This is a genomic window from Corallococcus sp. AB030 (assembly GCF_003668965.1).
Lineage (GTDB): Bacteria > Myxococcota > Myxococcia > Myxococcales > Myxococcaceae > Corallococcus > Corallococcus exiguus.
This window is the reverse complement of sequence record NZ_RAWQ01000210.1, coordinates 1-18,974: the sequence shown is the minus strand read 5'-3', so window position 1 is coordinate 18,974 and position 18,974 is coordinate 1. Positions and strand designations below refer to the sequence as shown.

Genomic DNA, 18,974 nt, shown 5'->3' with positions numbered 1-18,974 from the left:
GGCCGAAGGCCACCATCACGAACAGGTCCCCGATGATGACCAGCGCCATCAGGAACTCCGTGAAGGAGCCGCGCGCGGACGTCTCCTGCACGATGGCGATGGTCACCGTGGGGGAGAACGACACCACCACCGTGGACATGAGCGCGCTCACCGCCAGCGCCTGCGGCACGCTCATGGGGGTCAGGAACGGCAGCACGGGCTTGAGCGCGAACGTCGCCGCGAAGCACACCGCGAACGTCAGCCCGCACACCGTCGCGCAGAGCAGCGCCACGCGCGCGCCCACCCGGCGGATGAGCCCCAGGTGCAGCTCCGTGCCCGCGACGAGCGCGATGAGGCTCACCGCCAGGCCCTTCACCAGCTCCAGGCCCTTCACGCCCGCGTTGGGGATGAAGCCCAGCGCGTACGGCCCCACCGCCACGCCCACCAGCAGGTAACCGGTGAGGCGCGGCAGGCCCATGCCCTTGGCCACCTTGCCCGCGAACAGGCCGCACAACAGCAGCGCGCCCGCCGCCAGCAGCACCGGCGTGCCCGCGTCCGCGCGCACCACCTGCGCCTGGGTGATGGCCGCCAAGAGCCCCATGAGCAGCAGCAACCGGAAGATGGACCCCTTCACGCCACCACCCCCGCGTCACCCTCGGGAGGTGTGTTGCGCGAAGTCGTGGCCCTGGGCTCCGCTGCCAGCACGTGCCGGAAGGCTCCGTGCGCGAGCATCTCGTTGACGACCGCGCCCACCGCCACCACGTCCAGCACGCGCTGAGACAGCGAGCCCGGCACCAGCATCACGTATTCGGCCACCAGGCACAGCGCCAGGCCGCCCTGGGAGATGAGCGCGTAGCCGAAGCGCGGCGGCAGGTCCAACACGCCCGCCGTGAGCCGCTGCGCGAAGCGTCCCCCCAGCACCTTGCCCAGGAAGCGCAGCCCCACGAACGCGGGCAACAGCGCCCAGGCGGACATGTCACGCGCGTGGATGTGGCTGCCCACCAGGAACACCAGCACCAGGTACGTGGGCCGCTCCACGCGCGAGAGCGCCCGCGCCACCCGCTCCGCCGTGCGCCCGCCCATCAGCGCCAGCGTCGCGCCGCACGCCACGCCCGCCAGCAGCGACGACAGCCGCAGGTACGCCGCCGCGCCGCCCACCAGCGCCACCATGCCCAGCGTCACCGTGGTCTGCTCCGCCAGGTCCTTCAGCGAATACGTGAGGAACGCCAGCAGCGCCCCGCACGCCACGCCCAGCAGCAGCGTCAGGCTCAGCAGGCCCAGCCCTTCCACCGCGTTGCCGGTGACGCCCAGCACCAGGCCCAGCGCGAGCACGCCCAGGCCCACCGCGTCGTCCATCATCGTGAGCAGCGCCACGCCCAGACCGCGCGCGCGCTCCATCCGCCCGTTGCGGTAGCCCAGCACCGCGAAGTGGCCGGAGGACAGGCTCGCCGCCGCGCCCAGGAGCGCCGCCGCGCCCACCGCCATCAGGGGCCTGAGGCCCATGGACAACAGCAGCGGCACGGACAGCGGCAGCGCGACGAAGAGGAACGCCGTGCCCGCGTGCGCGACCGCCGCCGCGTACACGGGCCGCGGCAACAGCCGCAGCAGGCGCGGCTCCAGGTTGAGCCCCAGAAGCACGCCCCCCGTCCCCAGCCCCAGCGCCACCAGCGGGCGCAGGGACTCCAGGTTGCCCACGGTGAGCACGCCCAGGAGGGACGGGCCCAGGAGGGCCCCGAAGATGAGGAACATCAGGCCGCTGGCCGCCAGCTGTGCCAGCGCCGGGAAGCGGCCCGGAGCCAGGAGCGACCGGCTGGACGCGAGCAGCGACAACGCCGCGACGATGAGAAAGACGAGCAGCGCTTGCACGCAACGTGCTTACACCCGTGCGCCCCCGCGCGTCATCCACGCCGATGCGTGGGCGCCGCCAGGACAGGCAGGGCCACCAGGCGACCCATGGGTGGGTCGTCCGCGTCCATCTCCAACTGCACGCGCTGGAGCATGCGATCCAACTCCTCCTGCGGGAGCGCGGGCAGCACGCTCACCAGGACGATGCGGTCCTCATCCGCGCCCAGCGCGAGGCTGCGCAGCCCGGCGAACACCGGGACCTCCGCGGACAAAGCCGCGGCGGCGCTGCGCGCTCGGATGACCATCGGTTCCGGGATGCCAAACTCCCGGAGCCGGCGGATCGCCCGCTCAGTCGTCTCCACCTGTTCGAGGAACGTGATGACCAGGTACACGCGGCCGTCATACCGGAAGACCGCGCTTCCTGTCCCCCGTTACTCGTTGCCACCCGGCTGCGCGGGCTCTTCCGGCGGCTTCACCGGAGCGGAGGTGCCCTCGGCCGCGGGGGCATTCCCGCCGGCGGCCTGGCTCTCCATGGCGGCGCGGGCGGCGCGCTTGCCCTCTTCAATCAGCTTCTTGACCTTCTGCCCGCCCTTGCGGCCGATCTCCTCATAGAAGTTCGGCCCGCGGGTGGCCTTGACGCGGTCGCCACCCTTCTTGCCGATCTCCTCGTAGAACTTCGCGCCGCGCTCGGCCTTCACGGTCTCGCCGCCCTTGCGGCCGATCTCCTCGTAGAAGGAGCGTCCGCGCTCGGCCTTCACCGTCGCTCCACCCTTGCGGCCGATGGTCTCGTAGAACTCGCGACCGCGCTCGTTGCGGACAGTCTCGCCGCCCTTACGCCCGGCCTCAGCCACCGTCATGCTGCCCTTGTTGTCCTTGTCCGACATGTCCGTGTCTCCTCTCGTGACTGACCAACCCCGTCCGCGCCTTGGTGTCCCTTGCCTGAAACCTTGGGACGGAAGCGCCCCGATGCAAGCAAGCTCCGTACACCGCCAGCCGTTCTCTCCTGACATTGCATGCATAATCCCCAAGGATTTCGCGCGCTTGTCAGGCCTGCTGGGCATCCGGTCGGGACGGGTGATTGCCCGGCAGGACGCTCTCGTTGTTCACAACAATTCAGTCCACGTTGCCGATTCCCTGCTCGGATCCCACCTTGTGCGCAACGCCTGACACATGTGTCCGCGGGCGGTGGGGGAGGTTCTTTTGGCGAGTGTCAGGAACGGACTGAAGACCTGGTTGCGAATCCTCGCGCCCATGGTCGTCTCCATTGGCGGTCTGGTGATGCTCCGGCTGTTGGGGCCGGACTTCATCGATCAGCGCACCATCCGGGAGCTGCTGCTTCCCCTGGGCGACTACGCCCCCCTGGCGTACGTGGCCTTCCTGGCCGTGCGGCCCCTGACGCTCTTGCCAGGTCAGGTCCTCACCGCGGTGGGCGGCATGATGTTCGGGACTCTCGCCGCCACCCTCTATTCACTAACGGGCAGCTTCCTGTCCGCCACCCTGCTCTACTTCGTTGCTCGCAAGCTGGGCACGCGGCCCATGCAGCGGCTGTGCGGCAGCAAGTACCCGGCTATCGCCAAGGCGGCGCGGCGGCACGACTTCCAGTTCACGTTCCTGGCGTGCCTCAATCCGTTGTGCCCCACGGACATCATGCTGATCGCCGGCGCGGCGAGCGGCGCGCGCTTCTGGCCGTCCGTGCTGGGTGTCGTGCTGGGCACCATCCCGGGCACCTTCCTCACCGCGCAGTTCGGCAGCGGCCTCGCGCAGGGCCGCACGGTGATGACCGCCGTATCCGCTGTGGGCATGGTGGTGTCGCTGGTGCTGGGCGTCATCTTCGGCCGCCGGTTCTACAAGGAGGTCAACGAGGCGTCGGTGGAAGTTCCCACGCCCGAAGCGGAAGCCCCCCGCGGCCTGCCCGCCGCGAAGGAAGCGCTCACCACGCCGTGACGGCGCGCAGCTCCTCCACCAGGTGCTGGAGGAGCGCGCGGACGCGGGGCACGGACTGGCGCCCTGGCAGGCACAGCGCGTGGACCGGAGGCCCTTCCGCGGCGTACTCCGCCAGGACCTCTACCAGCGCGCCCTCGCGCAGCCGTGCATCGCTCATGAAGTCCAGCACCTGGCAGAGCCCGGCACCCGCGGCGGCCAGGTCCAGCAGCGCCGGGCCGTGATCCACGTCGATGGCCGCGCGCGTGCGCACCACTCCGGCCTTGTCTCCTCCGGGTGATTCACGGAAGTGCCACTCGCGGGTGATGCCGCGCGGATCCACGAACTTCAGGCACGCGTGGCGCTCCAGCAGTGACGGGTGCTCCGGTGTCCCGTGCCGCGCCAGATAGGACGGCGACGCCAGGGTCATCCATCGCGTGGAGAACAGCCGCCGCGCCACCAGGCTGGAGTCCTCCATCCCTCCCACGCGGATGGCCACGTCGACCTGCTCCTCCACCAGTTTGCTGAGCCGGTCGCTCATGCGCACGTGCAGCGTGAGCTGCGGGTGGCGGGCCTGGAGCCGCGCCAGCCGGGGCAGCAGCACGGGGCCCAGGATGAACGGCAGCGACACCGTGACTGGCCCTTTGGGCGCGCGGTGCGCCTGGGCCACCGTCTCGCGGGCGGCGCGGATCTGCGCCACGGCCTCGCGCGCCCGCTCCAGGAAGGCGACGCCTTCGGACGTGAGGGCCACCTGCCGGCTGGTGCGCTCCAGGAGCCTGGCGCCCAGCTCCTCCTCCAGCTTCCGCACCGCCTTGCTCACCGCCGCGACGGTGACGCCCAGCCGCTCCGCCGCCTTCCGGAAGCTCCGCTCCTCCGCCACGTGGAGGAAGGGCAACACGCCCGTGAACAGGTCCATGGGTCGCATTGTCAACCCAGGGTTGATGATGGTTCAACCCGGACGTGCTCACGGTCGTCCGGGTTGACGATTAGGGTTCACCCCACACGAAAGGGAGTCCTCATGAAGATCGCGATCCTGGGTACGGGCATGGTGGGCGAGACGCTGGGCAGCAAGCTGGTGGCGCTGGGCCACGAGGTGCGCATGGGCTCGCGCACGCCGGACAACGCGAAGGCCGCCGCGTGGGTGAGGAAGTCCGGGGGCAAGGCTTCGCAGGGAACGTTCCGGGACGCCACCGCGTTCGCGGAGCTGATCTTCAACTGCACGCTGGGCAATGCCTCGCTGGACGTCCTGAAGTCCGCGGGTGAGGAGGCTCTGCGCGGCAAGGTGCTGGTGGACGTGTCCAACCCGCTCGACTTCACCAAGGGCATGCCGCCGGTGCTCTCCACGCCTCCGGATGACTCACTGGGCGAGCAGATCCAGCGCGCCTTCCCGTCGTTGAAGGTGGTGAAGACGCTCAACACGATGAACTGCGAGGTGATGGTGGATCCCTCGCGCGTGCCGGGAGATCACGACGTCTTCGTGTCCGGCAACGACGTGGACGCCAAGGCCCGCGTGAAGCAGCTCCTCACGGAGGGCTTCGGCTGGAAGCACGTCATCGACCTGGGCGACATCACCACCGCCCGCGGCACCGAGGCCTTCCTCCCGCTGTGGCTGCGCCTGTGGGGCACGTTGCGCACCGGCGACTTCAACATCCACGTCGTGAAGCGCTGAAAACCATGCCGCGTGTCTGGAATTGACCAGACGCGTCAGGCACGCGGTGTGGATTGCGGGGCCATGACGCGGGGCTACGCAACTTCCCAGGCAAGGAGCGGATAACCTACCCAAACCCACTTCCCCCGGTGGTTGGAGGTTGTCATGAGCACGATCGACCGCACCCGTTCCCTCGCCGTGCCGTCCTCCACTTCGAAGACGGCCGCGGAGCCGCTCGCGAAGAAGCCGGTGGCGCATCAGCCCGCGTTCCAGAAGTCCTCCTTCGAGCAGTCGCCGTCGCGCGCCGCCACGGCGAACCTGGCGGGCGCCGCGCCTGCGCAGAAGAACGGGCTGCTGGGCGGACTCATCGACGCGGCGGTGGGTGGCATCAAGGACATCCCCCGCTTCCTGCAGATGGGCGCGGACGTCTTCAACGCCACCACGGTGAAGGAGATCACCAGCCTCTTTGGCGGCGCGAAGCCGGACCGCGCGCAGGACGGCATGTTCGTGGGCGCGGGCGGCAAGGTGCTCCCGTCGACGACGAAGCTGGGCGACGTGCCGGGCATCACGCCGAAGAACAACCCGAACCCGGACAAGACGATCCTCTACGTCAACGGCATCATGACGCCGACGGCGGGTCAGGTGAACGAGATGCAGGCGCTGGCGGACAGCTCCGGCGCGAAGGTGGTGGGCATCCACAACGCGACCGAAGGCCTGGTGAAGGACCTGGGCCAGTGCGTGACGGACAAGCTGGACAAGGGCAAGAACCCCGCCGTGGACACGCTGGCGGACACGCTCTACTCGGAGCTGAAGGCCGGCCGCGACGTGCACCTGGTGGGCTACAGCCAGGGCGGACTCATCACCGCGCGAGCGCTGAACGACGTGGCGAAGCGGCTGCGCGTGGAAGACGGGCTGTCCCCCGCGCAGGTGGAGGCGAAGATGAGCCACCTGCAGGTGGAGACCTTCGGCGCCGCGTCCACGAAGTACCCGGACGGCCCGCGGTACGTGCACTACGTCAACAACGCGGACCCCGTGCCCACGCTCACCGGCCTGGGCGGCGATGTGGATCCGCTGGCCTTCCTGAAGGACGCGGGCAAGGGCGCGGTGGTGCACCGCTTCACCGACGGCAACCTGAACCCCATCAGCAACCACATGCTGGACACGCTGTACCTGAAGCACCGCGTGGACTTCGACCAGGCCCGGCAGAACCAGTTCTAGGGGGTGTCCCTAATTGAGCCACATCCGAGTGCAGGCGAGGTGGATGAGGGCAAGGTAGTTGCGGGCTGTCTTCTCATATCGAGTCGCGAGGCGGCGGAAGCGCTTGAGGCCATGGAAGAACCGCTCGACCAGATAACGAAGGGCGTAGAGCTTGCGGTCCTTCGAAAGGGCTCTGGGGCGCTCCGGCTTGGAGGCGATGACGGCCTTCATGCCGAAGAACTTGAGCAGGGCGCGGAACCAGTCCGCATCGTACCCGCTGTCGGCGATGCAGGCCGCGCCCACCGCGTGCATTATCAGGTCGTCGGCCTTGGTCATCTCGTGCCGCTGGCCGGGCGTCAGTTCGATATGGCGTGGCCGTCCTCGGCTGTCGACGAGGGCATGGACCTTGGTCGAAAAACCTCCTCGAGAGCGTCCCAGAGCGTTGTGTTGGACCCCCCTTTTCCTCCCGCGGCGTCCAGATGCGCCCGGATGGTGGTGCCATCGAGGATGGACGCTTCGTCCCCCGGCACGGGAGGATTCGACTCGAGCTGCACTTCCTTGAAGAGCCGCTCCCACACGCCGCGCTTCGACCAGTTGTTGAAGCGGTTGTACACGGACTTCCACTTGCCATATCGACCGGGCAGGTCTCGCCAGGGGCTGCCGGTGCGGGCGAGCCAGTACACGGCGCTGACAAACAGACGCTCGCCTTTGAGCGAGTGCCGGCCCCGCCGCGGAGGCAGAAGCGGGCGGATGCGCTTCCATTCCTGGTCGGTGAGTTCATGTCGGTGCATCCCCTGGGGTAGGCAATGGCCCCGCTTTAGTGCAACCCCTCCTGCTGATGCTCGGCCGAGGGCACGACTGCTACCCTCGGCCGCAGTTCATCTTCTCTCGTTTAGGGACACCCCCTAGTTCCAGGGCCCCAGGCGCCGGGCCGCGGCTAGGATGCCGCGCCCATGAAGCCCTTCCCTGTCGCAACCGCCCTCACCATCGCCGGCTCTGATAGCGGCGGTGGCGCGGGCATCCAGGCCGACCTCCGCACCTTCTCCTTCCACCGAGTGCACGGCACCAGCGCCGTGACGGCCATCACCGCGCAGAACACGCGAGGCGTCACGCGCGTGGACCTGCTCCCGCCCGAGTCCGTCACCGCGCAGGTGGACGCCGTCGCGTCGGACATGCGCGTGGACGCGGTCAAGGTGGGCATGCTGGCCCAGCGCCCGCTCATCGAGGCCGTGGCGGATCAACTGGCCCGTGTGTCGCTGGGCCCCATCGTGGTGGATCCCGTGATGGTGTCCCGAGCGGGCTCGCAGCTCATCGACAATGAGGCGGTGGAGGCGCTGCGCGCGCGCATGCTGCCCCTGGCGGCCATCCTCACGCCCAACCGCCATGAAGCGAAGCTGCTCGCGGGCATGGACATCCAGACGCTGGAGGACATGCGCGAGGCGGCCCGACGCATCCACGCCCTGGGCTCCCGCGCGGTGCTGGTGAAGGGCGGCGGCATGCCGGGCGCGCTGCGCGGCACGGACGTGTGGTTCGACGGGACGCGCATGGAGACGCTGTCCGTGGCGCCCGTGGACACGCCGAACACGCACGGCACTGGCTGCACGCTGTCCGCCGCGATCGCCGCGAGGCTCGCGCTGGGGACTTCCCCGCTGGAGGCCGTGCGGCTCGCGAAGGAGTACGTCACCTCCGCCCTGCGCTACCCGCTCGCCGTGGGCCACGGGAACGGCCCGATCGGGCACTTCTTCCCGCTGACTCACGACTAAAACATAGACATGAAATGCAATTGATTGCATCCAATTGCAGATATTCAGCAAATGAAACATGTATCCAATTGATACGTGTTTCATTGGGTGGGCCGAGACTCACTGAAGCTGTGTTCATGTGGGCATGGCAATCCTGATCGGGCAGGGGGGTGTAGGCGCTGGCGGTGATTGTCCGCCGACAAACGGCACACCTTGCCCACCTGATCAGTATTTCATGTAGGCACGGCCGATCAGAGCCCCAGGACTGCTCAGCCGTTCAGACCTGGGTGCACTGAAAATGACTAAAAATCTGTTCAGTGCCTGTTCAGGCGCACGACTGGGTCCGAGAAAAACCACGGAAAGACCGTTCAGTGCTTCGTCGCGTCGGAGTCGAGCCCGTCGATGCCCGGCATCCGCTGCGCGAGCAACCCGAGCAGCTCCTGGGTGGACAGGCGGGCGGCGGCGTCCTTGCCCTCCAGCACACCGGCCACCAGGGCCCGCTTCTGTTCATGGAGCGAGAGCATCTGCTCCTCGATCGTCCCACGCGACACCAGCCGGTAGACCGTGACGGGTCGCTGCTGGCCGATGCGGTGGGCGCGATCGGAGGCCTGATCCTCTACGGCGGGGTTCCACCAGGGGTCCAGGTGGATGACGCTGGTGGCGGCCGTCAGGTTGAGACCGAAGCCGCCCGCCTTGAGTGAAATCAGGAACAGGGGGGCGTCGCCCTCCTGGAAGGCACGCACGCGGTCCGCCCGTGCGCTGGCGGGGGTGGAGCCGTCCAGGTACTCGTAGGCGATGCCCTGGGCATCCAGCACCTCGCGGACCAGCGCCAGGTGGGACGTGAACTGGCTGAACACCAGTGCACGGTGGCCCTCCTCGCGCAGCTCCTGGACGAGCTCCAGGAAGCGCTCCAGCTTGGAGGACTCCAGCTTGGACGCCTTGTCGTACAGGCGCGGGTGCGACGCGAGCAGCCGTAGCCGCGTCAGCGCCGCCAGCACCTCGATGCGCCGCTCCTGGTCCTTCATCTTCGCCTTGCGCGTCTCCAGGTCGGACAGGGCCGCCAGCCGCGCGTCCTCGTAGAGCGTCCACTCCGGCGGGGACAGGACGACGGGCACGTGCACGTCCGTGCGCGGCGGCAGCTGTGCCTCCACCTGGGCCTTGGTGCGGCGCAGCAGGAAGGGCTGGAGCACGCGGGCCAGCGCGGGCGCGGCAGTCGGATCCACCTGCTTCTCGATGGGCGCGGCGAAGCGGTTGCGGAACGCCTCCAGGCTGCCCAGCAGCCCCGGGAAGACGACCGCGAAGAGCGACCACAGCTCGCCCAGGTGGTTCTCCAGCGGCGTGCCGGACAGCGCGAACTTGAAGTCGCTCTGGAGCGCTCGTGCCGCGCGGAAGCGCTGCGTGGCCGCGTTCTTCAGCTGCTGGGCCTCGTCGAAGACGATGGTGGAGAAGCGCAGCGCGGCCAGCCGCTCGATGTCGCGCACGAGCAGGCCGTAGCTGAGCACCAGCACGTCGCGAGGCCCCAGCCGCTCCAGCGTGCCGCCCCGGTCCTCCGCGTCGGAGAAGATCGTCACCTTCAGCGACGGCGCGAAACGCTTCGCTTCGTCCCGCCAGTTGAAGGCCACTGACGTGGGGGCCAGCACCAGCGCGGGCCCCTGCTTCGCACGATCCAGCAGCACGGCCAGGGCCTGCACCGTCTTGCCCAGCCCCATGTCGTCCGCGAGCACCCCACCCGCGTTCCATGACGCCAGCCGCGTGAGCCAGCGGAAGCCTTCGAGCTGGTAGTCGCGCAGCTCCGTCTTGAGCGCCGCGGGCACCCGAGGCTTCAGCTCCTTCGCCGCGAAGATGCGCTCGACCAGCGTCTTCCAGGACGCATCCGCGTCGATGAGCGCGCCCGCGGTGCCCAGCCCCGCCAGGGCCTCCGCCGCGGACGGGCCCACCTCCAGCCCGTGCTTCGACAGGTACGTGTGATCCGCCAGCTTCTCCAGCTGCTCGCGCAGCGCCGCTTCGATCTCCACCCACGTGCGCGCGTCCACCTGGACGAAGCGCTCCTTGCGCCGGGCCGCGTCCAGGAGCCGCGCCAGCTCCACCCGCTCGCCCTCCACGGACAGGCTGCCCAGCACGCCGAACCACTCGCGCTTGCGCTCCAGGACGACCTTCAGGTCGCCCGCGCCCCGCTTGGGCACGAGCCGCATGGACGCGCCCACCCACTCCAGCTCCGGCCGGGGCTCCATCTCCGCGCACGCGGCCAGCACCGCCAACCCGCCCTGCGCGCTGTGGAAGAGGAAGCAGAACGGAAGCTCCTGCGGCTCCGCCGTCTGCAAGGGCAACCGGGCCTGGAGCGCCGCGCCCGCCGTCAGCTCGCGCCCGAAGTCGCGCACCGCGTGGAAGGACCGCGTGTCGCGCCGCACGTGCACGTCGCGAGGTCCCTCACCGGGCAGATACGCCGGGCCATCCGGCAGCGCGCGCAGCCGCAGCTCCAGCCGCACCGCGCCCCCAGGCTGTCCTTCCAGCCGGAGCACCGGGAGCTGCTGCGGCGCGATGGATTCCCCCATCACGCTGCGGGGCATGGCCACGGGCAGGCGTACGGAGAGCTTCGACAGGTGCTCCAGCAGCGGCCCGTGACTCTCTGGAGGAAACGCGTTGCCGTGCCGCTGGAGCACCGTGGCCATGGCGCGCACCTCCGGGCTCACGTCCAGCACCGTGAGCACGTGCGCGCCTTCGTCCCAGAGGAACACCGCGTCCTCCGGCTTCGCCTTGCGCACGCGCTCCAGCAACGGCGCGGGCAGCACGGTGCCGTCCACGCCCGCGTTCACCAGCACGGTGCCGCCCCGGTCCTCGGCGACCAGGCCCACCTTCTCGCGCTCGATGCGCACGGGGATGTCCTGCGTGCCCTCCAGCGACAGGCGCGGATGATCAATCAACTCGAACAGCAGCGCGCGCGACGCGGGGGCCGTGCTGTCGGAGAGCAGCGCGGCGATGCGCGAATCCGAGGGGCTGAGCTGCGAGCCGTACTCCTGCAACAGCTTGCGCCGGCCGACCTTCGCCCCTGTCGTGCGCTGGCCCTTCTTCGTGCGCCGGTGCACGTAGGGCGCGACCTCCACGCCGTACCCTTCGATGACGTCCAGTCGCCAGGAGATCTCCACGCCTCCGCCGCCGCCCGGGCTCTCCTCCACCGCCCGCTCCAGCGCGCGCAGCGTCCGGGCCCACGCGGGCCGGACCAGCTCCTCCAGCGTCTCGCCGAAGTCCTCCGTCCAGCGCTGCCGCAGCCACAGGAGCGCCGTGTCCACCGCCGCCAGCTGGTGCACGCAGAACGTGGCGCCGCACGAACAGTCCACCGTCACGCCGGATGGACTGAACGTCAGCCGCGCGTCCGCGAGGATGAAGCCCGAGCCCGGCGGGGACACCGGCAGCTCGGAGATGCGCGTCTCCTTGAGGCGGAAGCCCGGCAGGTCCGGCTCCTCCACCAGCGCTTCCAGCGACAGCGCGCGCTCCGGACGCGGCGCGATGCTCGAAGGCACGCGAGCACGCCAGGCAAGCAACATCCCGTGGACCGTGTGCGTGCGCTTGTCTGCCGGGGGCGCGATCCGCTCCGCGACGGAAGCCCGGGCATCGAGGGTGGCCTGCCGCTCGTCCTCCACGTAGCGCCAGGCGAGCTTCGGCAGCAGGTCCCGCATGCGCGGCGTGGGCAGCATCTCCGCCGTCCAGCGGTCGAGCGTGTCCTGGGCCAGCACCTCCACCAGCCTGCGGCGGGAGATGACCGCGCGCACCTGCGGCAGGTATGCGGCCTCCACGCGAGGCGTGAGCAGGGCCAGGCTCAGGCGCGACAGGTGCTCCAGTCCCTCCGCGCGCAGCCACGCGCGCAGGTCCGCCTCCGTCTGGAACGGGGGCGCGTGGGGATCCTGCGCGGGCTTGGGGCTGGACGGGGGGGACTGCTCGGCCATGGGGACTGACGACAACGAACGCGTCAGTCTACCTTGGCCATGCGGCGGCGATCACCGAGGAACTCTTCCACTCCCAGCACGATGTTCTTCGCCACCTCGTCCTGGAAGCGCTCGGACGCCAGGCGCTTCTCGTCCTCCGCGTGCGACAGGAAGGACGTCTCCACCAGGATGGCGGGCATCTTCGCGCCCAGGAGCACGTAGAACAGCGCCTCCTTGTGGCCCAGGTCCTTGATGCCGTCGTACTGGCCGGACAGGCCCGTCACCAGGTTGTGCTGCACGGCGTTCGCCAGCCGCGACGACTCCTCCGTGTTCGCCTTGGTGGCCAGGTCCGCCAGGATGAACTGGAGGTCGCTGATGCCCTTCTCGGAGGAAGCGTTCTCGCGAGCGGCCAGGCGGATGGAGTAGCGGTCCGCGGACGTGTTGAGCGTGTACGTCTCGATGCCGCGCAGCTTGTGCGTCGCCGCCGAGTTGCAGTGCACCGAGATGAACAGGTCTCCGTGCGCCTCGTTGGCCAGCTTCGCGCGGTCCTCCAGGCGGATGAACGTGTCGTCGTCGCGGGTGAGCACGACCTCCAGGCCCTTCTCCCGCAGGCCGTCCGCGACCTTCTTGGAGATGGCCAGGGCCACCTCCTTCTCCTTCGTCCCCGCCTTGCCCACCGCGCCAGAGTCATGGCCGCCGTGGCCCGGGTCGATGACCACGCGGCGCACCTTCAGCCCCAGCTGCTCCGCCAGCGTCAGCTCCGCGTGGCGCGACTGCTTCGCCACGGCCTTGAGCCGCGCCTGCGCCACCTGCGCGTCCACCGGCGCCGTCACCGGGCGCGGAGCCTCCGGCTTCGTCTCCTGCTTCGACGCCACCACCACGGGGGCGGCCGGCTTCGGAGCGACCGGGGCGCTGTCCACCACCGGAGCCGGAGCCTTCGACGCCACGGCCGGAACCTCCACGCGGGCCTCCGGCTTCGACGTCCCGTGCGAGGACGCCATCGCCTCCGGAGCCTTCGCGTCCACGGCCCGGTCAGCGACGGTGGGCGCGTCCACGATGTTCGCCGAGGAGTCCTTCGTCGAGGTCTCGGAGCCCGAGGCCGGGACGTTCGGATCCAGGCGCGGCAGCACCGGCGACGGCTCGCGAGCGAGCTTGGAGATCGCATCCACCAGCGGCGAACTGGAGGGCGCGGCGGCGACGGCGGTGTCCGGCGTGGACTTCACCACCGGGGGCAGCGGCTTCACGGTGGGCTTCGGGGGCGGCGTCTTGCTGGGCGGGGGCAGCGAGGCCAGCAGCGACTTCAGCTCCTTGGCCTGGTCGCCCTTGGGGTTGGTGGCCAGCGATTCGTTGAGGACCTTCCGGGCCGCTTCCGGCTTGTCCAGGCGGTTGACGTGGATGCGCGCCAGCGCCAGCGCCGCGTCATCCGCGAGCCGGTGCTTCGGGTGCGCCTCCACCAGCTTGGAGTAGTCCGAGATGGCCGACTGCAGGTCCTCGTCCACGAAGGAGATGCGGCTCAGCTCCTGGAGCAGGTCGCCCGCGGTGAAGAGGGCATCGGGGGCGCGGTCGCTCTTGGGGAAGCGCGTGGCCACGGCCTCGAAGCGGTGCACCACGTTGAGCCAGTGGTGGCGCAGCTTGCGGCGGGACGCGTCGTCCTTCAGCGCGTAGTAGGCGCGGCGGGCCTGCTGGTACGCCTCCTCCGCTTCGTTGCGCTTGCCGGCTCCGACGGCGCTCGGGGCCGTGAGGAGCAGCACGGGCAGCACGAAGTGGGAGAAGCGAACGCGCATGGAAGCCTCCGGACGTTGCAGCTACAGGCGTGTGTCACACGGCCTCTGGGGGCCAGCAACTTTTCAACCCCACCTGTCCGTCCGTCAGCGCACCCAGCCCAGCGTCCGCGCCAGCTCCTCGTCGATGACGCGGCACCACCCCGGCTCGGAGGGAACCACGGCGGCCAGCACCTTGCCGCCATTGCGCACCGGGGCCCGCTGGGGGCGGCAGCGCGCCCGCACGGCGTGTTTCACGTCCTGGCGGAAGAAGTGCGCGGGGAACACGGCCTCGCCCTTCCCTTCCGGCAGGTAGCCATCGTCCGGAGTGAGCCACACCAGCGCGCCCAGGCGCAGCGGCACCACCTCCCGGCGCCACAGCCGCCGCACCTCCCACGCGAAGCCGCCCAGGGCCACCAGCGCCCCCAGGCCCAGGCCCCAAGGCAGCAGGCCCACCCGGGCCGCCTGGGCCCGAGCATGGGTCGCCTCGCGAGGCCGCCCCGGCTGGGACGGATCCACCAGCAGCTGCACCCGGGCACCGTGGCCCAGGCCCGCGGCATGTTCCGCGGCCGCGCGCACGCCCGACACGGAGTGATCCTCGCCCGCGAACGTGTAGAGGACGTCCAGCGTGCCTTCCGCGTCCTCGTGCTGGCTCGGAGGGGGCGCATGACTCGCGCCCACCACCGCGTCCACCAGCTCCGCGCTGGAGGTGAAGCGCTGCTCCTCGATGAAGTAGCGGCCGGCGTAGCTGGCACCCAGGCCCAGCACGGTGATGATCACCAGGCCCAGCACCACCCCGCGCACCAACCGCGCCACGGCCCCAGGCACCTGGGCGAGTTTGACGCTGCGGGGGGCATGGGGGATGGCGAGCTGCATGGCGGGCGCGAAGCCTACTTCACGATCGCGATCAGCGCCCGATTCCAGGTCAGCCCCGGTGCCGCTCCGCTTCCCGGAAGAATTGGGTGAGAGAGTAGTCCAGCAGCGCCTCGCAAGACTGCATGTACCGGCGGGCGCGAAGGAAGGGGAGCCAGACGCGCTTGCCGACACGCACTTGCGACTCCTCCAGCTTTTGCCGTGGCACCCATGTCCCGCCCAGCCGCCGGACCAGCGTACGCCCCAAGTAGGCTCCCAGGGCCGGCGCGGTGTGACTGTCGATGAGGTCTCGCAGGTACCGCTTCGGGAAGCTCTCCTTCCAGAAATAGAAGTCGAGGTCCGTCAGGGACTCAGGGGTCTCATCGAAGATGGTGGGCACCTTGGTGTGCAGCGCCGCCACGAGGCCTTCTGACAGGTCGTCGTAGTCGCTGAGGACACGCTCCGGATTCTCGACGTCCGACGGGAGTGCGGCCGGGAGCCACTCCTCCGGCTCGGGTGGCCGGAAGGCGTTGAATTCAGCAATCTTCTGCTGCCGCTCGCTGATGGCGAATTCGTATGGCAGACGGGAGAGGAGCGGCGCCAGATCGGGGTCGTAGCGGGGCTCCACCGGAGCGAGCGCGGCACTGCGCTCTCTCAGAGCCCGCAGCACCGTGCCGAAATCAAGCTCCGGCCTGAGGTGCACATGGGCACGCGCCTGCGCCACGCGCGCTTCCTCACTGGCGAAGTCGGCGGCCGTGGGCCGCAGCACTAGCAGGACGGAACCGTTGGGGAGTTCCTCTACGAGGTGCGCAGGAGTCGAGAGCACCCGCTCACGGCCTACCGTCTCCACCAACTTGGGACCGAAGACATTGAGCCAGGAGAGCTCATACACTTTATCGAAGCCATCCCTCCAAGCGGTCTCGTTATCCCGGCCAAAGTAGGGAGCGCCTGCCAATTGTTCATCGGCGGAACTATGGGCCGATGCGTACGAAGGCGGATAGCGCAATGCCCACGCACGAACCAGCTCCACAAGTCGAGCGCACGGCGCCTTCTCGGAAAACAGCGGGAGCGAATCAATGTGGATCAAGACGGAAAAATCAGAGGGGAGCGGAGGAAACCGAAGGCTCAATGACATATCCAACGCAGGCTCTTGCGTTCGATACAATCCAATGAACGTGATCCTCTCCATGCGCCTTTCCTTGAGAGCCTTCCAGGTGGCATCCCTGGAATACTTGCGGTCACGCTTCCCCCCAACAACATCTGGCATCCAATCGCCCGCATGCTCCTCAAGAGCTTGGAAGAACGGTCCCAGTTCCTCCTCAATTGAGGTCGCACTGTCAAACGTCGCTTCCAATGACAGCGCGAGATAGTCCGCTGACCTTGACTCCGGCAGGTTCAGATACTTCATTGAAACCCGACCTCCACTTCCTGAACTGCCTTACGCGTATCTCTTAAAGCGCCTGCCAGGTCTTTTACGCTCCTGGGTTTGAAGCCTCCACCTTCATAGATCAAGCGAACTCTCTGAACCCGCGCATCTATCTGCATGCCAGGGCGTCGGATGTTCAGCATCTCGCCGTAGTACCTCAAGGCCGCGCTCGCGTCCTCGATCATTTGCGCCTTGAGCGCGTCGGCCCCTGACTGCGAAAGGTTTCGGCTCTTGAAGCTGAAGGTCTCCACACGAGGAGAAGTGCCGGGAGCTGGCCGTTCCTCGATGACGAGCACGTCCGCGAAGCGCAGGTCCGACTTCTTTACTCCCACGTGCGTCTCGATGCGAGGCTGGTCGAAGTCTCCGAGCCATCGGCGCTGCGCCCGAGGGAGGGCCGCATCCGCCTCCAGGAGGGCAACCATGGCTTTCTCGAAGGCCAGTCCGCGGGCGTAGTTGGCAAACATCTCCTGGTAGCCCGCCCACTTCAGGGGCCCCTTGACGTCAGCACCGCTCTGAATCTCCTGGAGCCGCCGCTCTCTGTAGGCGACGTAGTCGTGCCAGAGGCCCGCGCTCTTCTCGACTCCCGCTGGAGGTGCATCCAGCTTGGGCGCCATTTGATTCAACAGCTCCACATCCTTCGGGAGGCGTGGACCCGAGGCCTCCAGTTCCGCCTGGAGCAGCTTTGCCTTCGCCGCCTCCACGGCGGACGCGCTGGCGTCCTGTGACAGGACAGCTGCGCTGCCAGCCCGCTTCCCGGCCACGCCCTCCGTCGCCGCGGCTCGGGCGGACTCGCGACGGGCCTCCGCCAGCATCGCCTGCGCCTTCGCCGGATTTCCGCGGGCCTCGTACAGTGCCAGCAACCCCGCCTCGCCCCACTCGGCGGCGACCCACGCGCCCTCCCGGCTGGCCTGGAGGTAGCGCAGCAGGTCGCGGCCGGCGTTGACGCCCAGCTGCTCTTCCAGGCGGCCCATCAGCGCGTTCAGCCCATCCAGGTCCAATGCCGGCATCTGGATCCGCCGCAGTCCTCCGCGCGCCTCGAGAAGCGCCCGTGCACCCTTGCCCCCGGCATACAGCGCCACCGCCAGTGCTGCCGGCGCCAGCTCACGCGTGGCCTGCTCGTACTGACCCTGCGTCAGCGAGTACGCCCCGTGCCCCGTCCCAGCCACCAGGTGGAAGAAGCCCAGTGGCACGCCGAAGGTCAGGTGATCAAAAGCTCCGGCCGAAACACTTCCCGGTGCGTAGTGGCGCTCCATCAACGCCTTCCGCACTTCGTCGAGAGCGGCCTGATACGGCGGCGGCAACTGCTCTCGCATCGCCATGAGCTCCGTGTACCGGACCTCACCACTCACGGAAGTGCTGGAGAGCATGTCCCGGCCCGCGCGTCCCAACCCGCGAAGCACATCCCGGCCCTGCTCTCCTCGCTCCGGGAACCCTTCAAGCGCCAGGCCCCGCCGCGTCAGCTCCTCGCGGACGGTGGCCATGCTCCCCAGCGTCTCCCCCAACTGCTTGTCGCGCGCCAGCAGTCGCACCACCTCGCGCAGCTCATCGTCGAAGGACGTATGGAGGACGAAGAGAGCAAGGACCTCGGCATACGGCACGCCGTACTTCTCGGTGGTGGCGACAAGGAACGCCGCGCGCTTGCGGCCAAGGGCCTCAGAGGCCCGCGCGTCGAGTGGCCCCAGGGCCCCGAGGCGGACGGCGTCCCAGTCCCTCAGCGATTCCACCAGCGCGGCCATGTCCACCCCGCGCTGCATGGCCACGAACGCCGCGGGCGAGTCACATGCCAGGAAGGGCGTGAGCACCTCCCGGCTCGTATCCAGGCGAGGCCAACCGGAAGGCAGTGCCTTGTCACCGCAGGTGACACCGTCCGCCTCACCCGTGCCTCGCGCCCTCGCGACCGCTTCGGACAACGGGCCACGCCGAAAACCCAGGGGAGCCACCGCGTGTTCCCCAGCCGCAGGACCCGGCTCCTCGTCCTGGTACACACCTGCCGCCGCGGTCCTCGCTGCCTGGGGTGGCATGGACAAGGCGCTGAACGCCAGGGTGGCACCGTGGCGCGTCTTCGCGGGAAACGAAGCGCAGCCCGAGGCGAGGAGGGCCACCATCACAATGAGGCCGCCTCCGCTGCGCCGCAGTTGATCAGCGCACATTGTCCACCCCCAGGCCCACTGCCGCGAAGGCCCCCGGCCGCAGCGTCCCCTCGGGTGTGGGAAACAGCAGCGTGCCGCCCTGCCCTACCGCGTACAGCTTTCCGCCCAGGAAGCGCCACCGGGCCTCGCTTGAAACGAGGACGCGCGCCCCTGGCTGGCCCGCGCCCGCCGCCAATCCGCCCACAGCCAGGGTGAGGTCGCGGTGGAACACCTGCGCTTCCAGCCGCCCATCCACGTCCACGCGGCCCCAATTGAAGGCCTCCGCCCCCATCGTCAGACGGAAATGGCGCTTCCCCAGCACGCCCAGCCCCTCGGAATCCCAACTGAGAATCACCTCCCCATAGACCGAGGCCCCGTCCGGGAACGGCGCATCCGCCTGTGGCACTGAGGACGGCCCCGCCACCTGGAAGCGCGCCAACTCGTAGTCCGGACCGAAGGCCCCCTGGCGGAAGCCGCCCCGCTGCAGGCGTCCCTCCAGGCGCGCCCGCAGGTCCATCGCCGAGGACACGGACTCCACGCCCAGGCCGGCCACCGC

At 69.2% G+C, this 18,974-nt stretch carries 13 protein-coding genes and 3 pseudogenes; 4 read left to right on the top strand and 12 right to left on the bottom strand.

Annotation, left to right across the window (positions count from 1 at the left end):
• From D7Y15_RS35375 to D7Y15_RS35360, 4 genes and pseudogenes are all read right to left on the bottom strand, one after another.
• Positions 1 to 613: pseudogene (locus D7Y15_RS35375) on the bottom strand (transporter); the annotation flags it as partial.
• Positions 610 to 1,845, bottom strand: a complete 1,236-nt coding sequence (locus D7Y15_RS35370) for a sodium:proton exchanger (protein WP_120579667.1) — start codon at positions 1,843 to 1,845, stop codon at positions 610 to 612. The pseudogene D7Y15_RS35375 and the gene D7Y15_RS35370, both read right to left, overlap by 4 nt.
• Before the next feature lie 32 nt (positions 1,846 to 1,877).
• Positions 1,878 to 2,216, bottom strand: a complete 339-nt coding sequence (locus D7Y15_RS35365) for a hypothetical protein (protein ID WP_120579666.1) — start codon at positions 2,214 to 2,216, stop codon at positions 1,878 to 1,880.
• 39 nt (positions 2,217 to 2,255) lie between these two features.
• Positions 2,256 to 2,708: a general stress protein gene (locus tag D7Y15_RS35360; protein WP_120579665.1), complete on the bottom strand. Its 453-nt coding sequence runs from the start codon at positions 2,706 to 2,708 to the stop codon at positions 2,256 to 2,258.
• 349 nt (positions 2,709 to 3,057) lie between these two features.
• On the opposite strand from D7Y15_RS35360, the gene D7Y15_RS35355 reads away from it, so the two are divergent.
• On the top strand, positions 3,058 to 3,768 hold the full coding sequence (locus D7Y15_RS35355; RefSeq protein WP_233597327.1) for a TVP38/TMEM64 family protein: 711 nt from the start codon (positions 3,058 to 3,060) through the stop codon (positions 3,766 to 3,768).
• Here the strand turns inward: D7Y15_RS35355 and D7Y15_RS35350 are convergent.
• On the bottom strand, positions 3,755 to 4,660 hold the full coding sequence (locus D7Y15_RS35350) for a LysR family transcriptional regulator (RefSeq protein WP_121755341.1): 906 nt from the start codon (positions 4,658 to 4,660) through the stop codon (positions 3,755 to 3,757). The genes D7Y15_RS35355 and D7Y15_RS35350 overlap by 14 nt on opposite strands.
• Positions 4,661 to 4,762: 102 nt before the next feature.
• Between D7Y15_RS35350 and D7Y15_RS35345 the strand changes: the two genes are divergently transcribed.
• Both D7Y15_RS35345 and D7Y15_RS35340 read left to right on the top strand, forming a co-directional pair.
• Positions 4,763 to 5,413, top strand: a complete 651-nt coding sequence (locus tag D7Y15_RS35345; RefSeq protein WP_121755340.1) for an NADPH-dependent F420 reductase — start codon at positions 4,763 to 4,765, stop codon at positions 5,411 to 5,413.
• Positions 5,414 to 5,557: 144 nt separating this feature from the next.
• Positions 5,558 to 6,610, top strand: a complete 1,053-nt coding sequence (locus tag D7Y15_RS35340) for a hypothetical protein (RefSeq protein ID WP_121755339.1) — start codon at positions 5,558 to 5,560, stop codon at positions 6,608 to 6,610.
• 9 nt (positions 6,611 to 6,619) lie between these two features.
• Here the strand turns inward: D7Y15_RS35340 and D7Y15_RS35335 are convergent.
• Positions 6,620 to 7,353, bottom strand: a pseudogene (locus D7Y15_RS35335) (IS5 family transposase); the annotation flags it as partial.
• A 189-nt stretch (positions 7,354 to 7,542) separates the two neighbouring features.
• On the opposite strand from D7Y15_RS35335, the gene thiD reads away from it, so the two are divergent.
• The gene (gene thiD / locus D7Y15_RS35330; protein WP_121755338.1) at positions 7,543 to 8,352 is read left to right on the top strand and encodes a bifunctional hydroxymethylpyrimidine kinase/phosphomethylpyrimidine kinase; all 810 of its coding nucleotides are present in this window, start codon (positions 7,543 to 7,545) and stop codon (positions 8,350 to 8,352) included.
• A gap of 347 nt (positions 8,353 to 8,699) precedes the next feature.
• Here the strand turns inward: thiD and D7Y15_RS35325 are convergent, their stop codons facing one another.
• The 6 genes and pseudogenes from D7Y15_RS35325 to D7Y15_RS35295 all read right to left on the bottom strand — a co-directional run.
• Positions 8,700 to 12,272 (bottom strand): DEAD/DEAH box helicase, encoded by a 3,573-nt coding sequence (locus D7Y15_RS35325; RefSeq protein WP_121755337.1) that lies wholly within the window; start codon positions 12,270 to 12,272, stop codon positions 8,700 to 8,702.
• Between the two features lie 23 nt (positions 12,273 to 12,295).
• On the bottom strand, positions 12,296 to 14,035 hold the full coding sequence (locus D7Y15_RS35320) for an N-acetylmuramoyl-L-alanine amidase (protein WP_120579658.1): 1,740 nt from the start codon (positions 14,033 to 14,035) through the stop codon (positions 12,296 to 12,298).
• An 84-nt stretch (positions 14,036 to 14,119) separates the two neighbouring features.
• Positions 14,120 to 14,887, bottom strand: coding sequence for a DUF3592 domain-containing protein (locus tag D7Y15_RS35315; protein WP_121755336.1), 768 nt, complete (start codon positions 14,885 to 14,887; stop codon positions 14,120 to 14,122).
• Positions 14,888 to 14,936: 49 nt separating this feature from the next.
• Positions 14,937 to 16,271, bottom strand: coding sequence for a hypothetical protein (locus D7Y15_RS35310; protein ID WP_121755335.1), 1,335 nt, complete (start codon positions 16,269 to 16,271; stop codon positions 14,937 to 14,939).
• The gene (locus tag D7Y15_RS45405) at positions 16,268 to 18,439 is read right to left on the bottom strand and encodes a hypothetical protein (protein WP_169822591.1); all 2,172 of its coding nucleotides are present in this window, start codon (positions 18,437 to 18,439) and stop codon (positions 16,268 to 16,270) included. Before D7Y15_RS45405 ends, D7Y15_RS35310 begins: the two co-directional genes overlap by 4 nt.
• Positions 18,429 to 18,974, bottom strand: a pseudogene (locus D7Y15_RS35295) (hypothetical protein); the annotation flags it as partial. The gene D7Y15_RS45405 and the pseudogene D7Y15_RS35295, both read right to left, overlap by 11 nt.

Excerpts from the sequence above, each read along its gene's own strand:
- D7Y15_RS45405 (WP_169822591.1), bottom strand. The coding sequence starts at position 18,439 with ATGTGCGCTGATCAACTGCGGCGCAGCGGAGGCGGCCTCATTGTGATG.
- D7Y15_RS35320 (WP_120579658.1), bottom strand. The coding sequence starts at position 14,035 with ATGCGCGTTCGCTTCTCCCACTTCGTGCTGCCCGTGCTGCTCCTCACG.
- D7Y15_RS35345 (WP_121755340.1), top strand. The coding sequence starts at position 4,763 with ATGAAGATCGCGATCCTGGGTACGGGCATGGTGGGCGAGACGCTGGGC.
- D7Y15_RS35340 (WP_121755339.1), top strand. The coding sequence starts at position 5,558 with ATGAGCACGATCGACCGCACCCGTTCCCTCGCCGTGCCGTCCTCCACT.
- D7Y15_RS35325 (WP_121755337.1), bottom strand. The coding sequence starts at position 12,272 with ATGGCCGAGCAGTCCCCCCCGTCCAGCCCCAAGCCCGCGCAGGATCCC.
- D7Y15_RS35360 (WP_120579665.1), bottom strand. The coding sequence starts at position 2,708 with ATGTCGGACAAGGACAACAAGGGCAGCATGACGGTGGCTGAGGCCGGG.
- thiD (WP_121755338.1), top strand. The coding sequence starts at position 7,543 with ATGAAGCCCTTCCCTGTCGCAACCGCCCTCACCATCGCCGGCTCTGAT.
- D7Y15_RS35310 (WP_121755335.1), bottom strand. The coding sequence starts at position 16,271 with ATGAAGTATCTGAACCTGCCGGAGTCAAGGTCAGCGGACTATCTCGCG.
- D7Y15_RS35350 (WP_121755341.1), bottom strand. The coding sequence starts at position 4,660 with ATGGACCTGTTCACGGGCGTGTTGCCCTTCCTCCACGTGGCGGAGGAG.
- D7Y15_RS35315 (WP_121755336.1), bottom strand. The coding sequence starts at position 14,887 with ATGCAGCTCGCCATCCCCCATGCCCCCCGCAGCGTCAAACTCGCCCAG.